Consider the following 15,504-nt stretch of genomic DNA (forward strand, 5'->3'; position numbering starts at 1 on the left):
GGGCGGCATGGTGCAATGAGCACGATCATGATCACCCCATCCGACGACGCCGACCTGCGCTCGGCCGCAGAAGCGTGGTTCCTGCGCCGAGGCCTGCCCGCGGTGCTGCGGCCCGGCACGCTGGTGCGCGGGGTGTGGGCCCGCTCGGCGCCGGCGCTGGCCGCGTTCGGCGTGAGCATGGCGTTCTCGATCGTGATCGTCGCGGTGACGGGCAAGCACACGATCGACATCGACGGCACCCCGACCCGCACGGAGTGGTTCGTCCTCGTGATCGTGGTGTTGGTGGCGCCAGCGGCCGTGAGCGTGGGCCGCCTGGTCTCGCGGATCGCCCACCGTCGGCGGCGTGAGGCGGTGTCGGCGGCCTCGGTGGTGGTGGCGGGTCTGGCGGCCGTGTTCGGTGGACCGAGCGCGCGGATCGTCGCCGACGTCGTGGCCGAGGGCATCGTGATCGGGTTGATCCTGCTGGGCACCGCGACAGGGCTGGGGTCGGTGCTCGGCTGGGCCGCCGCCGTGACGCTGCGCAATCTGGCGTCGGTGGGCAGCCTGCTGCTGCGGGCGCTGCCGGTGATGCTGTTGACGGTGCTGGTCTTCTTCAACGGTCCGGTATGGACGATGGCATCGACGGTGGGCCGGGGCAGGTTGTGGCTGGCGCTGCTGTTCCTCTTCGCCGTGGCCGCGGCGTTTCTGGTGTCCAGCACCCTCGGCCTCGTCCGCCCCATTCTGACGCCGGAGGCCAAGCGGCCCGAGCACGCGCAGATGCTCGTCGGCACCCCGTTCGAGACCATGCCCGATCGGCCGCGGCGCGTACCGCTGTCGCGGCCGGAACGGACGAATGTCGTTTTCGTACTCGCCCTTTCGCAGATCATCCAGGTGCTGACGGTGGCCGTGGTGACGGGTGCGCTGTTCGGTGTCCTCGGGTTGATCCTGATCAGCCCCGAGTTGCTGGACGCCCTGACCGGCGGCAGCCCGGGCGATGGCCAGCTGCTGGGCATGACACTGCCGATCCCCGAGGCACTTATCCAGCTCACGATGTTCCTGACCGCCCTGACGTTCATGTACTTGGCGGCGCGTGCGGTCACCGACAAGGAGTACCGCCGGCAGTTCATCGACCCGTCGATCGAGGATTTGCTGCTGACGCTCGTCGCCCGCGACCGCTATCGCACGGCGACGGTGACTCCCGGCGGGGCAGTGTGAGTCGGCCGGCCGCCGCGACCCGGCGGATCCACGAGTGGTTCCTGCATCGCGGGCTGCCGCTGGTGCTGACGCGCCGGGTCCGCTCCCGCGCGCTGATCGCCCGCTCGGCGCCGGCGGTGGCCGGTGTCGGCGCAGTGACAGCGACCGTCCTTCTGCTGGCCGAGTGGACCAGCGACAACACCGACGTCGGAATCCTGGTGCGGCTGGCCGGCATCGCACTCGTGTTGGCGGCCGCACCGTTCGCGCTGGAGGTCCTGCACCAGCGCTCCACCACCGCCGCACGGATGGGCCGCAGGACCACCGCCCTGGCGGTGATGGGGATCTTCGTCCTGGCGATGCCCGTCGTGGTCTCCGGATGGTCGGCCGCAGCAGCGGCGGAGGTGCCGGTCTTCCTGGCGGTGACGTTGCTGACGATCTGGCTGACCTACATCGGCCTGGGCTCGATCGCGCTGTGGGCCTTCCGTTTCGCGACCGAGCAGGTCGGTGCGCTCGGCACGTTGATGAGCCGGGCGCTGCCGCTGCTGATGCTCACCGTCGTGGTGTACTTCACCGGCGAACTCTGGCAGCTGTCGGCCCGCATGACTCGCGAAAGGCTGTGGCAGACGGTCGGATTCCTCGCTGCGGTGGCTCTGGCGTTCATGGTGGCCACGATCCGCGACGAGGTCAGCGCGCTGCGTCAGGACAGGACCCGGCAGTCCGATCCCGCCGCACTGCTCGCCGACACCCCGCTGGCAGGGCTCTCCCCCGGGACCCCGACTCCGCTGTCGCGGCCCGAACAGGTCAACGTGGTCGCCGTGATGGTGGTCGCCCAGGCGATCCAGGTGGTGTTGTTCACCACCGGCCTGTTCGTGTTCTTCCTCGCGCTGGGTTTCGTCACCGTCCCCCCGGACGTGATCGTGCTGTGGTCGGGCGAACAGAGTTGCCCGGTCGGCGTGCCGCCCTGTGACGGAACGTGGTTCGGCGTGCACGTGCCGATACCGCAGACGGTCGTGCACATGTCGCTGTTCGTCGCCGTGCTCTCCGGGCTGTACTTCACCGTCAGCACCAGCGTCGACCCGCTCTACCGCCAGCGCTTCTTCGAACCCCTGATCTCCGACGTCGCGGTCAGCCTGGCCGGCCGCGACAGCTATCTGGCGATGCACCGAGAGGAGTCGAGCCCGTGACGAACACCGGATTGCGGGGCAAGCGCTACGGCGAGGTGCTGCTGGTCAGCGCCGGTCCCGAGGGTCCGCAGGCGACCGTGTACAACACCTATCCGCTCAACGACTGCCCGCCGGAGCTGTGGAGCCGGCTCGATGCCCAGGCGCTGGCCACCGAGCACGGCGCGCTGGCGGCCCTGCTGAACGGGCCGCGCTACTGGCTGATGGACGCCATCGAGAAGGACATGGGCGAGGATCGCGAGATCGTCACCTTCGGCGGGCTGGACATGTACCGCCAGGCGACGGTCACGCTGTCGTCGATGAACCCCGCCCCGTACCTACCGAACACGGTGGCGCGCAACGCGGTGTTCGTGTTCGACGCGGGCGCACCGGTGTTCGAGCTCGTCGACCCCGACGGCAGGGGATGGGTGATGCAGACATGGAGCCAGATCGTCGACTCCTCGCTGGCCTACGACGACCTGCCGCACCTGGCCACTCGGCTGACGCTCCCCGTGGGCTGGGCATACCGCACCCGCACCCTAGAAACCGAACTGCGTCTCGACACGAGCAGTCAGGCCGCCCAGGTGCTCCAGGACGGCCTGACCAACAGTTACTCGCTGCTGAGCTAGAGGTACTGCCCGAGGTTGCTCTCGGTGTCGATGGCCCGGCTGGCACTCGACGACTTCCCGGTGACCAGCGTGCGGATGTAGACGATCCGCTCGCCCTTCTTGCCCGAGATACGAGCCCAGTCATCGGGATTCGTGGTGTTCGGCAGGTCCTCGTTCTCGGCGAACTCGTCGACGATCGAGTCCAGCAGATGCTGAATGCGCAGACCCGGCTGACCGGTCTCCAACACGGACTTGATCGCGTTCTTCTTCGCCCGGTCCACGACGTTCTGGATCATGGCGCCGGAGTTGAAGTCCTTGAAGTACATGACTTCCTTGTCACCGTTGGCGTAGGTGACCTCCAGGAACCGGTTGTCGTCGATCTCGGCGTACATCCGCTCGACGACCTTCTCGATCATCGCCTTGATGGTCAGCCGGCGATCGCCGGTGAACTCGGAGAGATCGTCGGCGTGGATCGGCAGGTGCTCGGTGAGGTACTTGCTGAAGATGTCCTGCGCCGCCTCGGCGTCGGGCCGCTCGATCTTGATCTTGACGTCCAGTCGGCCGGGCCGCAGGATCGCCGGATCGATCATGTCCTCACGGTTGGAGGCGCCGATCACGATGACGTTCTCCAGGCCCTCGACACCGTCGATCTCGCTGAGCAGCTGCGGCACCACGGTGGTCTCCACATCGGAACTCACTCCGGTGCCTCGGGTGCGGAAGATCGAGTCCATCTCGTCGAAGAACACGATCACCGGCGTCCCCTCGGATGCCTTCTCTCGCGCCCGCTGGAAGATCAGGCGGATGTGCCGCTCGGTCTCGCCGACGAACTTGTTGAGCAGCTCGGGACCCTTGATGTTGAGGAAGTACGACTTCGCCTCCCGGGCGTCGTCGCCACGCACCTCGGCCATCTTCTTGGCCAGCGAGTTGGCCACCGCCTTCGCGATGAGCGTCTTACCGCAGCCGGGAGGACCGTAGAGCAGAACACCCTTCGGGGGCCGCAGTGAGTACTCGCGGTAGAGATCCTTGTGCAGGAACGGCAACTCGACGGCGTCGCGGATCTGCTCGATCTGGCGCGTCAGACCGCCGATGTCGTGATAGCTGACGTCCGGCACCTCTTCGAGCACCAGGTCCTCGACCTCGGCCTTGGGGATGCGTTCGAAGGCGTAACCGGCCTTGGTGTCGACCAGCAGCGAATCCCCGGGACGAAGCCGGCGAGGCTGATCGTCGCCGAGGCTCGGGTCCTCGACGTCGGGCAGGTGCTCGGCGGCGACGAGCGGCTCGGCCAGCCACACGATGCGCTCTTCGTCGGCGTGACCGACGACGAGAGCGCGGTGACCGTCGGACAGGATCTCGCGCAGCGTGCTGATCTCGCCGACCGATTCGTAGTGGCCCGCCTCGACCACCGTCAGCGCCTCGTTCAGGCGAACGGTCTGGCCCTTCTTGAGCACCTTCGTGTCGATGTTCGGGGAGCACGTTAGGCGCATCTTGCGACCGGAGGTGAAGACGTCGACGGTGTCATCGTCCTGGACCCCCAGCAGAACGCCGTAGCCGCTGGGCGGCTGACCGAGCCGGTCGACCTCCTCGCGCAGTGCCAGCAACTGCTGGCGGGCCTCTTTGAGGGTGTCCATCAGCTTGGCGTTGCGGGCGGCCAGTGAATCGATCCGTGCTTCCAACTGGTGGACGTCGCGCGCCGCCCGGGCGCTGCTCTGCGGGCCCACCGCACCGTCTAGCTGTTCGCGCAGAATTGCGGCTTCCCGACGGAGCTGCTCCAACTCGGCAGCGTCCTCGGCGGACAGCCTTCTCTCGGGGGATGTTCCGGAATGCTCGGTCTCACTCATATTGAGCTCCTTTCCCACACCGGGAGTTGGTGCGGTAACAACTTCAACGCTACCGGCGATTCAGCCATTGTGTGTGCTCTAGGAATTCGACACACCAGCAACACTGTTAGCCTCTGTACATCAGTTCGTCCGAACGGAAGGACCGTCGTGACCCTCAAATCCCTCTTTACCAGCGTGACCGCTGGGACCGCAGCAGCCGCACTCGCTGGCGCCGCGGCCGTGGGTGTGACCTCGATTGCAGTCGGCGCGGGCGTGGCCTCCGCCAACCCGGTCGTGGTCAATGCGCCGCTCGCGCCGGCGCCGGATCTGGCCGGTCCGCTGCAGCAGACCGTCAACGTCCTCGGCTCCGGAGGATCCTTCGCCGGCAAGCAGGCCTACGTGCAGGACCTGGGCCGCATCGGTGGAATCGGCGTCTCCGCGAAGTACAACAGCGCTGTGGCGAAGGGCTACCTGCCGCTGACGGCGACCGTCGCCGACGTCGACGTCAACGGCAATGTCGCGACGGCCAACGTCACCGCCACCTTGCCGACCGGCGAGAGCCGGACCATGCCGCTGAGCTTCGTGCAGGGCCCCAGCCCCACCGGCTGGCAGCTGTCGCAGTCGTCGCTGTTCACCCTCGCCGGGATGCTCGGCTGATCCTGGGCAGACAGTGATCCTTACCGATCGATGACGCCGGTGCGTCACCCTCTTCACCGCGGCGCCGCCACGATTGTGGCGGCGTTCGCGTTGGGTGGGTGCGCCCCGGCGCCGGCCCCTCCGGCGGCGACGACAGTCGAGACCTCGCCCACGCCGACGGCAGGCATCCCCGCCCCTGCTCCCCCGGCGCCGGGCGGCCCGCCGCTGCCGCAGCCGTCCGCTCTGACCGACGTCCTGGCCCGGCTGTCCGATCCCGCCGTCCCCGGCGATGCCAAGATCTCGCTGATCGAAAACGGCACCCCGGGCGAGGCCGCCGGCCTGGATCGCTTCGCGGCTGCGCTGCGCGACAACGGCGCTCTGCCGCTGACATTCGACGCCCGCGACCTCGGCTGGGCGCAGAACGGTACCGGTGACGTGATCGCGACCGTGACGATCACGCTGGCCAACCCGCCGGGTTCTGAGTTCGTGTACCCGATGCAGTTCGCGCCCGAGGCCGGCTCGTGGCAGCTGACGCGTCAGACCGCCGACCAGCTGCTGGCTCTGGACGCGCCCGCCGCTCCCCCTCCCTCGACACCGCCTCCGCCGCCACCCCCACCCTCGCCACCTCGGTGAGCATGTGGATCGGCTGGCTGGAGTTCGACCTGCTCCTCGGTGACGTGCATTCGTTGAAGCAGAAGCGATCGGTGGTGCGACCACTGGTCGCCGAGCTGGCCCGCCGTTTCTCGGTGTCGGCCGCCGAGACCGGCGCCCAGGATCTGCACCGCCGCGCGGCCGTAGGGATCGCGCTCGTGGCCGGCGACCGAGCTCACGTGGTGAGCGTGCTCGATGCCGCCGAGCGTCTGGTCGCGGCACGTCCGGAGGTCGAGTTGCTCTCGGTCCGCCGGAGCCTGCGGCGCAGCGACGACGAGTGAAGCGCTAGACCGTCGGGCGCTTCTTGCGCAACGGAATCGGTGCGATCGCACCGGGTGCGAGTTTGCGCGCGCTGATCAGGAACGCGGTGTGCCCGCGCATCGTGTGTTCGGGCCGCACGGCCAGACCCACGACGTGCCAGCCGCGCTGCATGCTCTCCCAGGCGCGCGGTTCGGTCCAGCACTGCTGCTCGCGTAGCGCCTCGACCGTCTTGGACAGCTGGGTGACGGTGGCGACGTAGATCATCAGCACACCGCCCGCGACGAGCACCTCCCCGACGCGGCCGAGCACCTCCCACGGCGCCAGCATGTCCAGCACCACCCGGTCGACCTCCGGGCCGTCGTAGTCGACCAGATCGGCGGTGACCAGCTGCCAATTGTCCGGGGCTGCACCGAAAAACGTCGTCACGTTGCGCAGCGCGTGCTCGGCGTGATCCTCGCGCAACTCGTAGGACGTGACGCTGCCCTCGGGTCCGACCGCGCGCAGGAGGGAGCACGTCAGCGCACCCGACCCCGCACCTGCCTCGAGCACCCGTGCGCCGGGGAAGATGTCGCCCTCGTGCACGATCTGCGCGGCGTCCTTCGGGTAGACCACCTGCGCGCCCCGCGGCATCGACATGACGTAGTCGACGAGCAGCGGGCGCAACACCAGGAACTGGTCGCCGTTGGTGGAGCGCACGACGCTGCCCTCGGGTAGTCCGATGACCTGGTCGAGCGAGATGATGCCGCGATGGGTGTGGAACTCCCCGCCGGGCTTGAGCACCATCGTGTAGCGCCTGCCCTTGGCGTCGGTGAGCTGCACGCGGTCACCCACGTCGAACGGACCGGTTCTGCGCACAGCTGACCAGCCTGCCAGCACCGGCGTCGCCGACTACGGCCGGGTTGCCCCGATCTGTCGGCGGGCGGTTCTAGGGTGGGTGACGTGGACGAGCAGCCCGATCGGGAGAGACGCCGGCCGGCGTTGTCCCCATCGCGGGCCAGCGATTTCAAGCAGTGCCCGCTGCTGTACCGGTTCCGCGCGATCGATCGTCTGCCCGAGCCGTCCTCGGCCGCGCAGGTCCGCGGTTCGGTGGTGCACGCCGCATTGGAGCAGTTGTATCTGCTGCCCGCCGCCGAGCGGCTCCCGGAGGCGGCACTGGCCCTGGCGTCCCCGGCGTGGGAGCGCCTGCTCGCCGAGAAACCGGCACTGGCCGCCGACATCGGTCCCGAGATGCGCACCGTCCTGCTCGAGGAGGCGCGGACCCTGCTGGCGGGCTACTACCGGTTGGAGGACCCGACGCGGTTCGACCCGCAGGCATGTGAACAGCGCGTCGAGGTCGAGCTGGCCGACGGCACGCTCCTGCGCGGTTTCATCGACCGCATCGACGTCGCGCCCACCGGCGAGGTGCGGGTCGTCGACTACAAGACCGGGAAGGCGCCGCCCGCGGCTCGGGCACTCGCCGAGTTCAAGGCGATGTTCCAGATGAAGTTCTACGCGGTGGCGCTCCTTCGCTCCCGCGGCGTGCAACCCACCCGATTGCGCCTGATCTATCTCGCCGACGGCCAGGTGCTCGACTACAGCCCCGAACTCGACGAACTGCTGAGGTTCGAGAAAACGCTGATAGCAATCTGGACCGCGATCCAATCTGCAGGCACCACAGGCGATTTCCGCCCTAACCCGTCGCGTCTGTGCAACTGGTGCGCCTACCAGTCGCTCTGCCCGGCGTTCGGCGGCACCCCGCCCCCCTACCCGGGCTGGCCGCAGATCCCGGATGACGGGAATCCCGACGCGGTGCTGCGCGCCCCCGGGACGGCCGCGTGATCGACTGCCTGTTCCGCTCCGTGGGCGTTGACGGCGAGTTCGAGGTGTTCGACTCGACCGACGGCACCCGCAGCAACTGGGGTCCGCAGATTCAGCACGGCTCGCCACCGCTTGCCCTGCTCACCCGCGCGGTCGAGCGCCTCGCCGACGGCACCGGGATGCGGGTCGGACGCCTCACGCTCGACATCCTCGGCGCCATCCCGGTTACGCAGGTGAAGGTGCGGGCGTGGGTGGACCGACCGGGCGCCCGCATCGCCCTGATGGTCGCGGAGATGGTGGTCGACCGCGCAGGCGGCAACTCCCGGACCGTGGCCCGGGTCACCGCCTGGCTGCTCGCGACCACAGAGACGGCGGACGCGGCGCAGGACCGGTACCCGCCGATGATCGAGGGCGATCCCGTGGACACCATCCACGCCTGGCACGACGCAGAGGGCTACCTGGAGACGGTCGAGTGGCGCTGGCAGCGCACCGCACCCGACGAGGCCTTCGCTGCATGGATGACTCCCCTTGTGCCGCTGGTCGATTCGGAGCCGACGACGGCACTGCAGCGCTTGGCGATGGTGGTGGACTGCGCGAACGGTGCCGGCGCGGTCCTCGATCCCGCGCGGTTCGCGTTCATGAACACCGACACCGTCGTACACCTGCATCGACTTCCCGAGGGTCATGACTTCGGGCTGCGCGCGCGGGCGTCGATCGGCCCCGACGGCGTCGGGGTCACCACCGCAGAGATCTTCGATCGCGGCGGGTTCATCGGCACCTGCGCGCAGACGCTCCTCGTGCAGCGCCAGTAGCCGCCCGGGAATAACAGTGATCTGCGGCACTGTTGCGCCTCGACATGAAGGCTTTCTCGGACGAAGAGCGGCAGCAGTTCCTCACGGATCTGCACGTCGGCGTGCTGTCGGTGGCGACGTCGGATAGCCGGCCTCCAGCCAGCGTTCCGATCTGGTACGACTACGTCGACGGCATCATCCGCATCACCACCGGGGCTTCGTCGCGCAAGGCGCGGCTGATCCGCGAAGCCGGTGCCGTCACGCTGGTGGTGCAGCGCGAAGAGCCGCCGTACCAATACGTCACCGTTGAGGGCACGGTGGTCGACACCGTCGACCCGACACCGCGGGACGTCGCGGAGACCATCGCGATCCGCTACCTCGGCGACGAGGGCGGCCGCGCCTTTGCCACGTCCATGGAGGACACCCACAGCGTGCTGTTCTTGATCCGGCCCGACCGCTGGATCACCGCGGACTTCTCCGACGATCTCTAGACGGGCCTCTCACGCAGAGGTCGCCAGAGCCTTGGCGTCTTCGTCGGCGAAGGTGTCCTCGAGTTGCAGCGGCGAGTAGTCCACGTCGATCTCACCCAGCGGGCGCCCCCGCGCGCTGCTGATGGTGCCGAAGCGGCGCATCCCCTTGTCGGCGGCGTAGGCCTGGAACTCGTCCTTCTGCAGGCCGAACGGGATCTCGTCGTACAGATCGTAGGCGTCGTCGGTGTTCTTGAGCGCCAACGGGATCAGCTCGTTCATCCGGCTCTCGAACACCGCCCAGTTGCTGTCGTCGGCCGCGACGTGGCGCCGGCAGGTGAAGGTACCCCAGGCCATGTGCCGCCGTTCGTCGTCACCGATCCTGCGGACCAGTTCCTGCATCCCGGGAAGGATGTTGTGGTCGACGCAAATGCGGTGCCACGCATAGTATCCGGTCAACGCCATCATGCCCTCGATGACATGGTTGTAGGTCGCCGAGGCCCGCACCTGCGCGGCCGGCGACGGATCGGAGACCAACGCGTCGAGTGAGGCGGGCAGCTCTTCGTAGAAGATCGTGCGGTAGGTCGGCAGGTCGTCGAGGAAGACCTGCATGTCGTCGGTGACCCCGACGGCATCGAGCCAGAGCCGGAACACCTGCGTGTGCTTGGCCTCCTCGAATGCGAACTGCGTCAGGTACATCTCGTCACCGAGGCGGCCCTCGGCGCGCATCGCCGCCATGAACGGCTGGATGTCCTGGGTGACGGCTTCCTCACCGGCGATGAACTGCGCGCACAGCCGGGTGGCCCATTCGCGCTCCAGGTCGGTCAGGGCCTCCCAGTCGGCGCGGTCGCGCGAGAAGTCGATGTCGGCGGGGTTCCAGAACTTTGCGTTGCCCCCGGCAAAAAGCTTGAGCGGCAAGCTGTCCCAGTTGAGGCCGCCCGCGGCCAGTGAGTCTGATCGTGTCCTGTTCATGAGTGTTCTCCTCCAGTGGTGACGGTTTGCGGGCTCTGAGGTGCGCCGGGCGCGTGGGATCCGAAAGCGGCGGCGAGCACCGCGACGTAGCGGCGGACGACCAGCGCCGGCTGGTCCGGCGACAGTTCGTCGAGACCGAGCAGCGGGTCCATGCCGCGCACATAGGGCGCGAGTGCGAGGTGCGGCAACAGCATGAGCAGCAGCGACAACAGCGCATCGAGGTCGGCGTCGGGACGTAGGTCGCCCCGCTCACGCGCGCTGTACACCAGCGGCCGTAGCACCTCCAGGTAATGGCGGTGGACGACCGCCCGGATGCTGACCCGGGCGTCGGTGTCGACCTCGAAGCTGGCCGCGGCGTGCAGTGCCCGCTCCCGGGGATGCTCGGCGAAGTAGGCCACCCATACGTCGAGCAGGTCGGTGAGGAAGTCGAAGAACGGCCGGGTCGGGTCGAGGTCGCGAATCTGGTCTTCCATGTAGGTCCGCACGCGCTGGCTACCGACGTCGGTGATGTGGGCGTACAGGTCGCGTTTGTCGGCGAAGTACTGGAAGAGGCTGCCTTTCGCGACCCCCGCGCGCCGGGCGATGACGTTGAGGCTGCCGCCGGAGAAGCCGTGCGCGGCGAACTCGGACTCGGCCGCGGCCACCACCGCGGCCCGGCGTTCACCGCCGAGACGGGACCAGGTGACCGTGGGCATCGCGCCTCCCAGGCTTGATATGACCACTGGTCATATTACTATGACTCATGCCACAGTCAAGGGGGCTCAGTCCAGCGGGGTCAGCTCCTGCAACATCGTCGGCACCAATTCACTGACCGTCGGGTGGATGTGCATGGTGCGCGAAATCGCGGTGTAGGGCAGCTTCGCTGTCATCACGTCGAGGATGTCCTGAATGACCTCGTCGCCGCCGACGCCGAGGATCGCCGCACCGAGGATCTGATCGGTCTCCGCGTCGACGACGACCTTCATGAAGCCCTGCGTCTCGCCCTTCTCCACGGCTCGTCCGACGCGCGTCATGGGCCGCTTGCCCACCAGTGCCTTGCGTCCCGAACGGCGCACCTCGTCAACACTCATGCCGGCGCGACCGAGCGGCGGGTCGATGTAGAGCGCGTAGGTCGCGACGCGGTCGCTGACCCGGCGCGGGTCGTCGTCGAGCAGGTTCGCGGCGACGATCTCGAAATCGTTGTACGACGTGTGGGTGAACGCGCCGCGGCCGTTGCAGTCCCCCATCGCCCAGATGTGGTCGACGCTGGTGCGTAGCTGGTCGTCGACGGTGATGTAACCCCGCTTGTCGGTCTCGACGCCGGCGGCCTCCAGTCCGAGGTCATCGGTGTTGGGCTGCCGCCCGACCGCCACCAACAGGTGCGATCCTGCGATCGGATCGGCTCCGGCCCGCGGCGTGACGGTGAACCTGTCAGATCCGTTGTCCTGCTTGGCAAACGAGATGCCGTCGGCCCCGGTGACGACTCGAACGCCCTCGCCTTCGAGGATCTCCCGGATGGCCGTTGAGACGTCCTCGTCCTCACGCGAGGTCAGGCGCGGACCCTTCTCGACGACGGTGACCTCGGCGCCGAAGCGCCGGAACATCTGGGCGAACTCCAGCGCGATGTAGCTGCCGCCGATGACGACCAGATGCTCGGGCACGGTCTCGAGTTCGAGGATGCCGACGTTGGTCAGGTAGTCGATGTCGGCCAGTCCGGGCATGTCCGGTGCGACCGCGCGACCACCGACGTTGAGGAAGATGCGATCCGCCTCGAGCAGCTGGTCGCCGACGCGCAGGGTGTGCGGATCCTCGAAGCGCGCGTGGCCACGGATCAGCGTGGCGCCATCCATACCGTCCAGCCAGGATTCGAGGCCCTCACGGTCGCCGACGCTGATGCGATCCTTGCGGGCCTTGACCGCGGCCATGTCGACGGTGACCTCACCGGTCCCGATGCCGAAGTCGGCGCTGCGCCGGGCGATGTGGGCGGCGTGTGCGCTGGCGACGAGCGTCTTGGTGGGGATGCATCCGGTGTTGACGCAGGTTCCGCCGACGTGTTTGCGTTCGATGACAGCGACCTTCTGGCCCGCGGCGGTGAGCCGGCCGGCCAGCGGCGGACCGGCCTGTCCCGCGCCGACGATGATCGCGTCGAACTTCTGTGTCATGCCGCCATCAGACTGACGAGGAACGCCACCACGAGACCGCCGATCACGGCGAGTGCGTCCTCGCCGAAGGCGCCGGGGCGATCATTGCCGCCGCGGGACGCGGCGACGCGACTGCGGAGCTCCGCACCGGCCAGGGTGCCGAGGACGGCGCCGATCATGCCTGCCCCTGTCCCGATGAAGGTGTGGAAGGACGCGCTGCCGATGACCGCACCGGCGAAGCCGCCGGAGATCAGCCGGGCGATGAACTGCGGCGGCACTTTTCGGCTAGGCGTCTTGGGCAGTTGATCGGTGATGAGTTCGACGACCAGCAGGATCGTCAGCACGGCGACGGTGATGGGGTGGGCCACCCACTCCGACCACTTGCCGTCGACGCCGATCCAGCCGAGGAGTGCACCCCAGGCGACGACGGCCGGGGCGGTCATGGCGCGCAGGCCCGCGATCACCCCGATCAACAGCGCGAGTACGAGAACAAGGACCTGCGTCATCTGCGACCTCCGTCGTTGGACACCGCGACGCTAACACGCTAGAAGCGACAGAACCGGATGTCCGATGCCAGGATCGCTTTGGCGCCGATGGCGGCGAGTTCGTCCATGATCGCGTTGACGTCGCGGCGCGGCACCAGCGCACGGACCGCGACCCAGGCGGGATCGGCCAGCGGCGCGATGGTCGGCGATTCGAGGCCGGGCGTCACCTCGGTGGCACGATCGAGAACCGTACGGGGACAGTCGTAGTCGAGCATCAGATATTGCTGGCCGAACACGACGCCCTGGACGCGGGCGGCCAGTTGGTCGCGCGCCGGATTCGGCGCGGAATCGGCCCGCTCGATCAGGATCGCCTCGGAATCGCAGAGCGATTCGCCGAAGGCCACCAGGTTGTGCAGCCCCAGCGTGCGCCCCGATCCCACGATGTCGGCGATGATGTCGGCCACTCCGAGCTGGATGGAGATCTCCACGGCACCGTCGAGGCGGATGACGGTGGCTTCGATCCCCCTGTCGGCCAGATCTTTTCGGACCAGGTTCGGGTACGCGGTCGCGATGCGTTTGCCCGCCAGATCCGAGATCTGCCAGTCGCGGCCGGCGGGCGCGGCGTAGCGGAAGGTGGAGGCGCCGAAACCGAGCGCCAGGCGCTCCTGCACCGGGGCGTCGGCGTCGGCGGCCAGGTCGCGGCCGGTGATGCCGAGGTCGAGCTGCCCGGAACCTACGTAGATCGCGATGTCCTTGGGTCGAAGGAAGAAGAACTCGACGTTGTTGGCCGGGTCGACGACGGTGAGGTCCTTGGGATCGGTGCGGCGGCGGTAGCCGGCTTCGGAGAGGATCTCCGACGCCGACTCGCTCAGCGCGCCCTTGTTGGGGACGGCGACTCTGAGCATCAGAGCTTCCCGTAGACGTCGTCGAGGGTGAGGCTGCGCGAGAGCATCAGAACCTGCGTCCAGTAGAGGAGCTGGCTGATCTCCTCGGCCAGCGCGTCGTCGCTCTCGTGCTCGGCGGCCAGCCACACCTCGCCGGCTTCCTCGAGGATCTTCTTGGCGATGCCGTGCACGCCGGCGTCCAGCGCGGCGACGGTGCCGCTGCCTGCGGGCCGCGTGCGGGCCCGCTCGCTGAGCTCGGCGAACAGGGCGTCGAAGGTCTTCACGTTGGCCGATTCTGTCACGTCGGGCAGCAAAAGCCGCGATCGGCCGGTCGCGAGCAGTGCGACAATCTTTTAGTGGCGGCAACCGTGAGCTGCGATCCGGATGGATTGCGCGCATTCGCGGCTCTGTGCGGCGAGCACGCCAAGGACGTCGGTGTGCACCGCTGCCCGACTCCGCCGATGTTGCCGAAGCAGGCGACGTCAACGGCGGTGGCGCAACTTCACGACGCGACCGAGCGCCTCGCCGGTAACCTCGCTGAACGGATCAAGTCGACTGCAAGGGCCGCGGCAGAGGCGGCGAAAATGTACTCCCGATCCGACATCGACTCCGGCGGACAGATCGAAGCAAGTCTGTAGTGATGCCCGGCGACGCCTTGCCCACACGACTCCCCGTACTGACACGAACCGATATCGAGTCCTGGGATGTCGACCATCTCAGCGCCGCCGCCTCGGCCTGGAGATCGACCGCGCGGAACTGGCAGGACGGCTTCACAGCGGTGAACTCAGCGATTGTCCGACCCGGCGGAACCGAATGGATTGGATCGGCCGCCGACGCCGCGTCGCTACGCACCGATCGCGATCGCGTGCAGGTCGCGGGCTTAGCCGATCGACTCACCACAGCGGCAGCAGTTGCCGATCGTGGTGCTGATGACCTGCTGGCAGCAAAGCGGCAGGCGATGACATCGATCGGCAACGCCACGTGGGCCGGATTTCACGTCTCGGAGGACCTGTCGGTCCGCGATACATTGACGACTGCGTCCAAGCCACAACGGCTCATTCGCGACTTGCGGGCCCAGGTCTTCGCCGCGGAGATCAGGGCGGGGTCTCTGCATCTGGCCGCGATTGATCAGACGGTCGCGTCGAAACTGAACACGTTCACGGCAGGCTTCGGCCAACTTCCCTTTCCGCAAGGTCCCACGAAGGAACCTGCGCCGCCCAAAGTGCCTATGCCGCCGTATAGTCCGCGCGTTTGGGGCGCATGCCCCCTGGGTGGCGGCGACCCCGACAAGGTCGTGCGGACGTTTCATCGCGCTCCGTTGGTCGACGGGGTCAGCGCGATGCCGGGTGGTGACTCAGTCCTCCACTGCGGCAACGAAAAATACGGCTTTTATCACATTGTCAACCGGCACGGCCAGGACTGGTCGAACGTCGCGGCGGAGCGCTTCCCCGGTACAGGCAATTGGCGCTACCTTGCTGACTACTCAATCGGCGCGACTCTCTCAGATCCCGAAAAAACCGTCTACAACTCGAAGAACGACACATTCATGGTTCAACGCAACATTTTCCGGATCACGGAAGACGGCGCAGTTTATTCATTCACCTGCCGCGTGTTGGTATCCGCGTCGGACGGCAAGATCATCACCGCTTACCCCACATCGACTCCGATCTGACCGGACGCAG

At 67.7% G+C, this 15,504-nt stretch carries 19 protein-coding genes; 11 read left to right on the plus strand and 8 right to left on the minus strand.

What is annotated here, in order from left to right; all coding sequences use genetic code 11:
* The first annotated feature begins 15 nt into the window (after positions 1 to 15).
* The 3 genes from PGN37_RS07700 to PGN37_RS07710 are packed head-to-tail and all read left to right on the plus strand — an operon-like array spanning position 16 to position 2,962.
* The gene (locus PGN37_RS07700) at positions 16 to 1,194 is read left to right on the plus strand and encodes a hypothetical protein (RefSeq protein WP_335330430.1); all 1,179 of its coding nucleotides are present in this window, start codon (positions 16 to 18) and stop codon (positions 1,192 to 1,194) included.
* Complete coding sequence (locus PGN37_RS07705) at positions 1,191 to 2,357, plus strand: hypothetical protein (protein ID WP_335330431.1); 1,167 nt, start codon at positions 1,191 to 1,193, stop codon at positions 2,355 to 2,357. Before PGN37_RS07700 ends, PGN37_RS07705 begins: the two co-directional genes overlap by 4 nt.
* Positions 2,354 to 2,962 carry a hypothetical protein gene (locus PGN37_RS07710; RefSeq protein WP_335330432.1) on the plus strand — a complete coding sequence of 203 codons (609 nt, stop codon included), beginning with the start codon at positions 2,354 to 2,356 and terminating at the stop codon, positions 2,960 to 2,962. The genes PGN37_RS07705 and PGN37_RS07710 overlap by 4 nt, the downstream gene beginning before the upstream one ends.
* On the opposite strand, the gene arc is transcribed toward PGN37_RS07710, so the two are convergent.
* Positions 2,959 to 4,779 (minus strand): proteasome ATPase, encoded by a 1,821-nt coding sequence (gene arc / locus PGN37_RS07715; protein WP_335330433.1) that lies wholly within the window; start codon positions 4,777 to 4,779, stop codon positions 2,959 to 2,961. The two genes, PGN37_RS07710 and arc, sit on opposite strands and share 4 nt — an antisense overlap.
* A 147-nt stretch (positions 4,780 to 4,926) precedes the next feature.
* Between arc and PGN37_RS07720 the strand changes: the two genes are divergently transcribed.
* Genes PGN37_RS07720 through PGN37_RS07730 form a run of 3 tightly spaced genes read left to right on the plus strand, consistent with a single transcriptional unit; the run spans position 4,927 to position 6,326 of the window.
* Entirely contained in the window at positions 4,927 to 5,415 is a 489-nt protein-coding gene (locus PGN37_RS07720) for a hypothetical protein (protein ID WP_335330434.1), read from the plus strand.
* A 30-nt stretch (positions 5,416 to 5,445) separates the two neighbouring features.
* Entirely contained in the window at positions 5,446 to 6,027 is a 582-nt protein-coding gene (locus PGN37_RS07725; protein ID WP_335330435.1) for a hypothetical protein, read from the plus strand.
* 2 nt (positions 6,028 to 6,029) lie between these two features.
* Positions 6,030 to 6,326 (plus strand): DUF503 domain-containing protein, encoded by a 297-nt coding sequence (locus tag PGN37_RS07730; RefSeq protein WP_335330570.1) that lies wholly within the window; start codon positions 6,030 to 6,032, stop codon positions 6,324 to 6,326.
* 4 nt (positions 6,327 to 6,330) lie between these two features.
* On the opposite strand, the gene PGN37_RS07735 is transcribed toward PGN37_RS07730, so the two are convergent.
* Positions 6,331 to 7,161: a tRNA (adenine-N1)-methyltransferase gene (locus PGN37_RS07735; RefSeq protein ID WP_335330436.1), complete on the minus strand. Its 831-nt coding sequence runs from the start codon at positions 7,159 to 7,161 to the stop codon at positions 6,331 to 6,333.
* 84 nt (positions 7,162 to 7,245) lie between these two features.
* On the opposite strand from PGN37_RS07735, the gene PGN37_RS07740 reads away from it, so the two are divergent.
* From PGN37_RS07740 to PGN37_RS07750, 3 genes are read left to right on the plus strand one after another with little or no spacing between them, the layout of a single operon-like run.
* Positions 7,246 to 8,124: a RecB family exonuclease gene (locus PGN37_RS07740; RefSeq protein WP_335330437.1), complete on the plus strand. Its 879-nt coding sequence runs from the start codon at positions 7,246 to 7,248 to the stop codon at positions 8,122 to 8,124.
* The gene (locus tag PGN37_RS07745) at positions 8,121 to 8,915 is read left to right on the plus strand and encodes a thioesterase family protein (protein ID WP_335330438.1); all 795 of its coding nucleotides are present in this window, start codon (positions 8,121 to 8,123) and stop codon (positions 8,913 to 8,915) included. Before PGN37_RS07740 ends, PGN37_RS07745 begins: the two co-directional genes overlap by 4 nt.
* Before the next feature lie 44 nt (positions 8,916 to 8,959).
* On the plus strand, positions 8,960 to 9,385 hold the full coding sequence (locus tag PGN37_RS07750; RefSeq protein ID WP_335330439.1) for a pyridoxamine 5'-phosphate oxidase family protein: 426 nt from the start codon (positions 8,960 to 8,962) through the stop codon (positions 9,383 to 9,385).
* A 9-nt stretch (positions 9,386 to 9,394) separates the two neighbouring features.
* Here PGN37_RS07750 and PGN37_RS07755 read toward each other — a convergent pair whose 3' ends face one another.
* The 6 genes from PGN37_RS07755 to PGN37_RS07780 form a co-directional block, all read right to left on the minus strand.
* Positions 9,395 to 10,333, minus strand: coding sequence for a R2-like ligand-binding oxidase (locus PGN37_RS07755; RefSeq protein WP_335330440.1), 939 nt, complete (start codon positions 10,331 to 10,333; stop codon positions 9,395 to 9,397).
* Positions 10,330 to 11,028, minus strand: coding sequence for a TetR/AcrR family transcriptional regulator (locus PGN37_RS07760; protein ID WP_335330441.1), 699 nt, complete (start codon positions 11,026 to 11,028; stop codon positions 10,330 to 10,332). Before PGN37_RS07760 ends, PGN37_RS07755 begins: the two co-directional genes overlap by 4 nt.
* 66 nt (positions 11,029 to 11,094) lie before the next feature.
* Positions 11,095 to 12,474: an FAD-containing oxidoreductase gene (locus PGN37_RS07765; RefSeq protein WP_335330442.1), complete on the minus strand. Its 1,380-nt coding sequence runs from the start codon at positions 12,472 to 12,474 to the stop codon at positions 11,095 to 11,097.
* The gene (locus PGN37_RS07770; RefSeq protein WP_335330443.1) at positions 12,471 to 12,959 is read right to left on the minus strand and encodes a DUF4126 family protein; all 489 of its coding nucleotides are present in this window, start codon (positions 12,957 to 12,959) and stop codon (positions 12,471 to 12,473) included. Before PGN37_RS07770 ends, PGN37_RS07765 begins: the two co-directional genes overlap by 4 nt.
* 38 nt (positions 12,960 to 12,997) lie before the next feature.
* Entirely contained in the window at positions 12,998 to 13,843 is an 846-nt protein-coding gene (gene hisG / locus PGN37_RS07775; protein ID WP_335330444.1) for an ATP phosphoribosyltransferase, read from the minus strand.
* Complete coding sequence (locus PGN37_RS07780; RefSeq protein WP_335330445.1) at positions 13,843 to 14,124, minus strand: phosphoribosyl-ATP diphosphatase; 282 nt, start codon at positions 14,122 to 14,124, stop codon at positions 13,843 to 13,845. Before PGN37_RS07780 ends, hisG begins: the two co-directional genes overlap by 1 nt.
* Before the next feature lie 54 nt (positions 14,125 to 14,178).
* Between PGN37_RS07780 and PGN37_RS07785 the strand changes: the two genes are divergently transcribed.
* The gene (locus PGN37_RS07785) at positions 14,179 to 14,460 is read left to right on the plus strand and encodes a hypothetical protein (protein ID WP_335330446.1); all 282 of its coding nucleotides are present in this window, start codon (positions 14,179 to 14,181) and stop codon (positions 14,458 to 14,460) included.
* A 2-nt stretch (positions 14,461 to 14,462) separates the two neighbouring features.
* Positions 14,463 to 15,494 carry a hypothetical protein gene (locus tag PGN37_RS07790; protein ID WP_335330447.1) on the plus strand — a complete coding sequence of 344 codons (1,032 nt, stop codon included), beginning with the start codon at positions 14,463 to 14,465 and terminating at the stop codon, positions 15,492 to 15,494.
* Positions 15,495 to 15,504: the final 10 nt, after the last annotated feature.

Origin of the sequence: Mycobacterium kyogaense, from assembly GCF_036946525.1 — a bacterium.
Taxonomy (GTDB): Bacteria; Actinomycetota; Actinomycetes; order Mycobacteriales; family Mycobacteriaceae; genus Mycobacterium; species Mycobacterium kyogaense_A.

What these genes read in the sequence shown, in the direction of transcription:
- PGN37_RS07700 (WP_335330430.1), top strand. Translation starts at nt 16, where the DNA reads ATGAGCACGATCATGATCACCCCATCCGACGACGCCGACCTGCGCTCG.
- arc (WP_335330433.1), bottom strand. Translation starts at nt 4,779, where the DNA reads ATGAGTGAGACCGAGCATTCCGGAACATCCCCCGAGAGAAGGCTGTCC.
- PGN37_RS07725 (WP_335330435.1), top strand. Translation starts at nt 5,446, where the DNA reads ATGACGCCGGTGCGTCACCCTCTTCACCGCGGCGCCGCCACGATTGTG.
- PGN37_RS07730 (WP_335330570.1), top strand. Translation starts at nt 6,030, where the DNA reads ATGTGGATCGGCTGGCTGGAGTTCGACCTGCTCCTCGGTGACGTGCAT.
- PGN37_RS07750 (WP_335330439.1), top strand. Translation starts at nt 8,960, where the DNA reads ATGAAGGCTTTCTCGGACGAAGAGCGGCAGCAGTTCCTCACGGATCTG.
- PGN37_RS07755 (WP_335330440.1), bottom strand. Translation starts at nt 10,333, where the DNA reads ATGAACAGGACACGATCAGACTCACTGGCCGCGGGCGGCCTCAACTGG.
- PGN37_RS07760 (WP_335330441.1), bottom strand. Translation starts at nt 11,028, where the DNA reads ATGCCCACGGTCACCTGGTCCCGTCTCGGCGGTGAACGCCGGGCCGCG.
- PGN37_RS07765 (WP_335330442.1), bottom strand. Translation starts at nt 12,474, where the DNA reads ATGACACAGAAGTTCGACGCGATCATCGTCGGCGCGGGACAGGCCGGT.
- PGN37_RS07770 (WP_335330443.1), bottom strand. Translation starts at nt 12,959, where the DNA reads ATGACGCAGGTCCTTGTTCTCGTACTCGCGCTGTTGATCGGGGTGATC.
- hisG (WP_335330444.1), bottom strand. Translation starts at nt 13,843, where the DNA reads ATGCTCAGAGTCGCCGTCCCCAACAAGGGCGCGCTGAGCGAGTCGGCG.
- PGN37_RS07790 (WP_335330447.1), top strand. Translation starts at nt 14,463, where the DNA reads ATGCCCGGCGACGCCTTGCCCACACGACTCCCCGTACTGACACGAACC.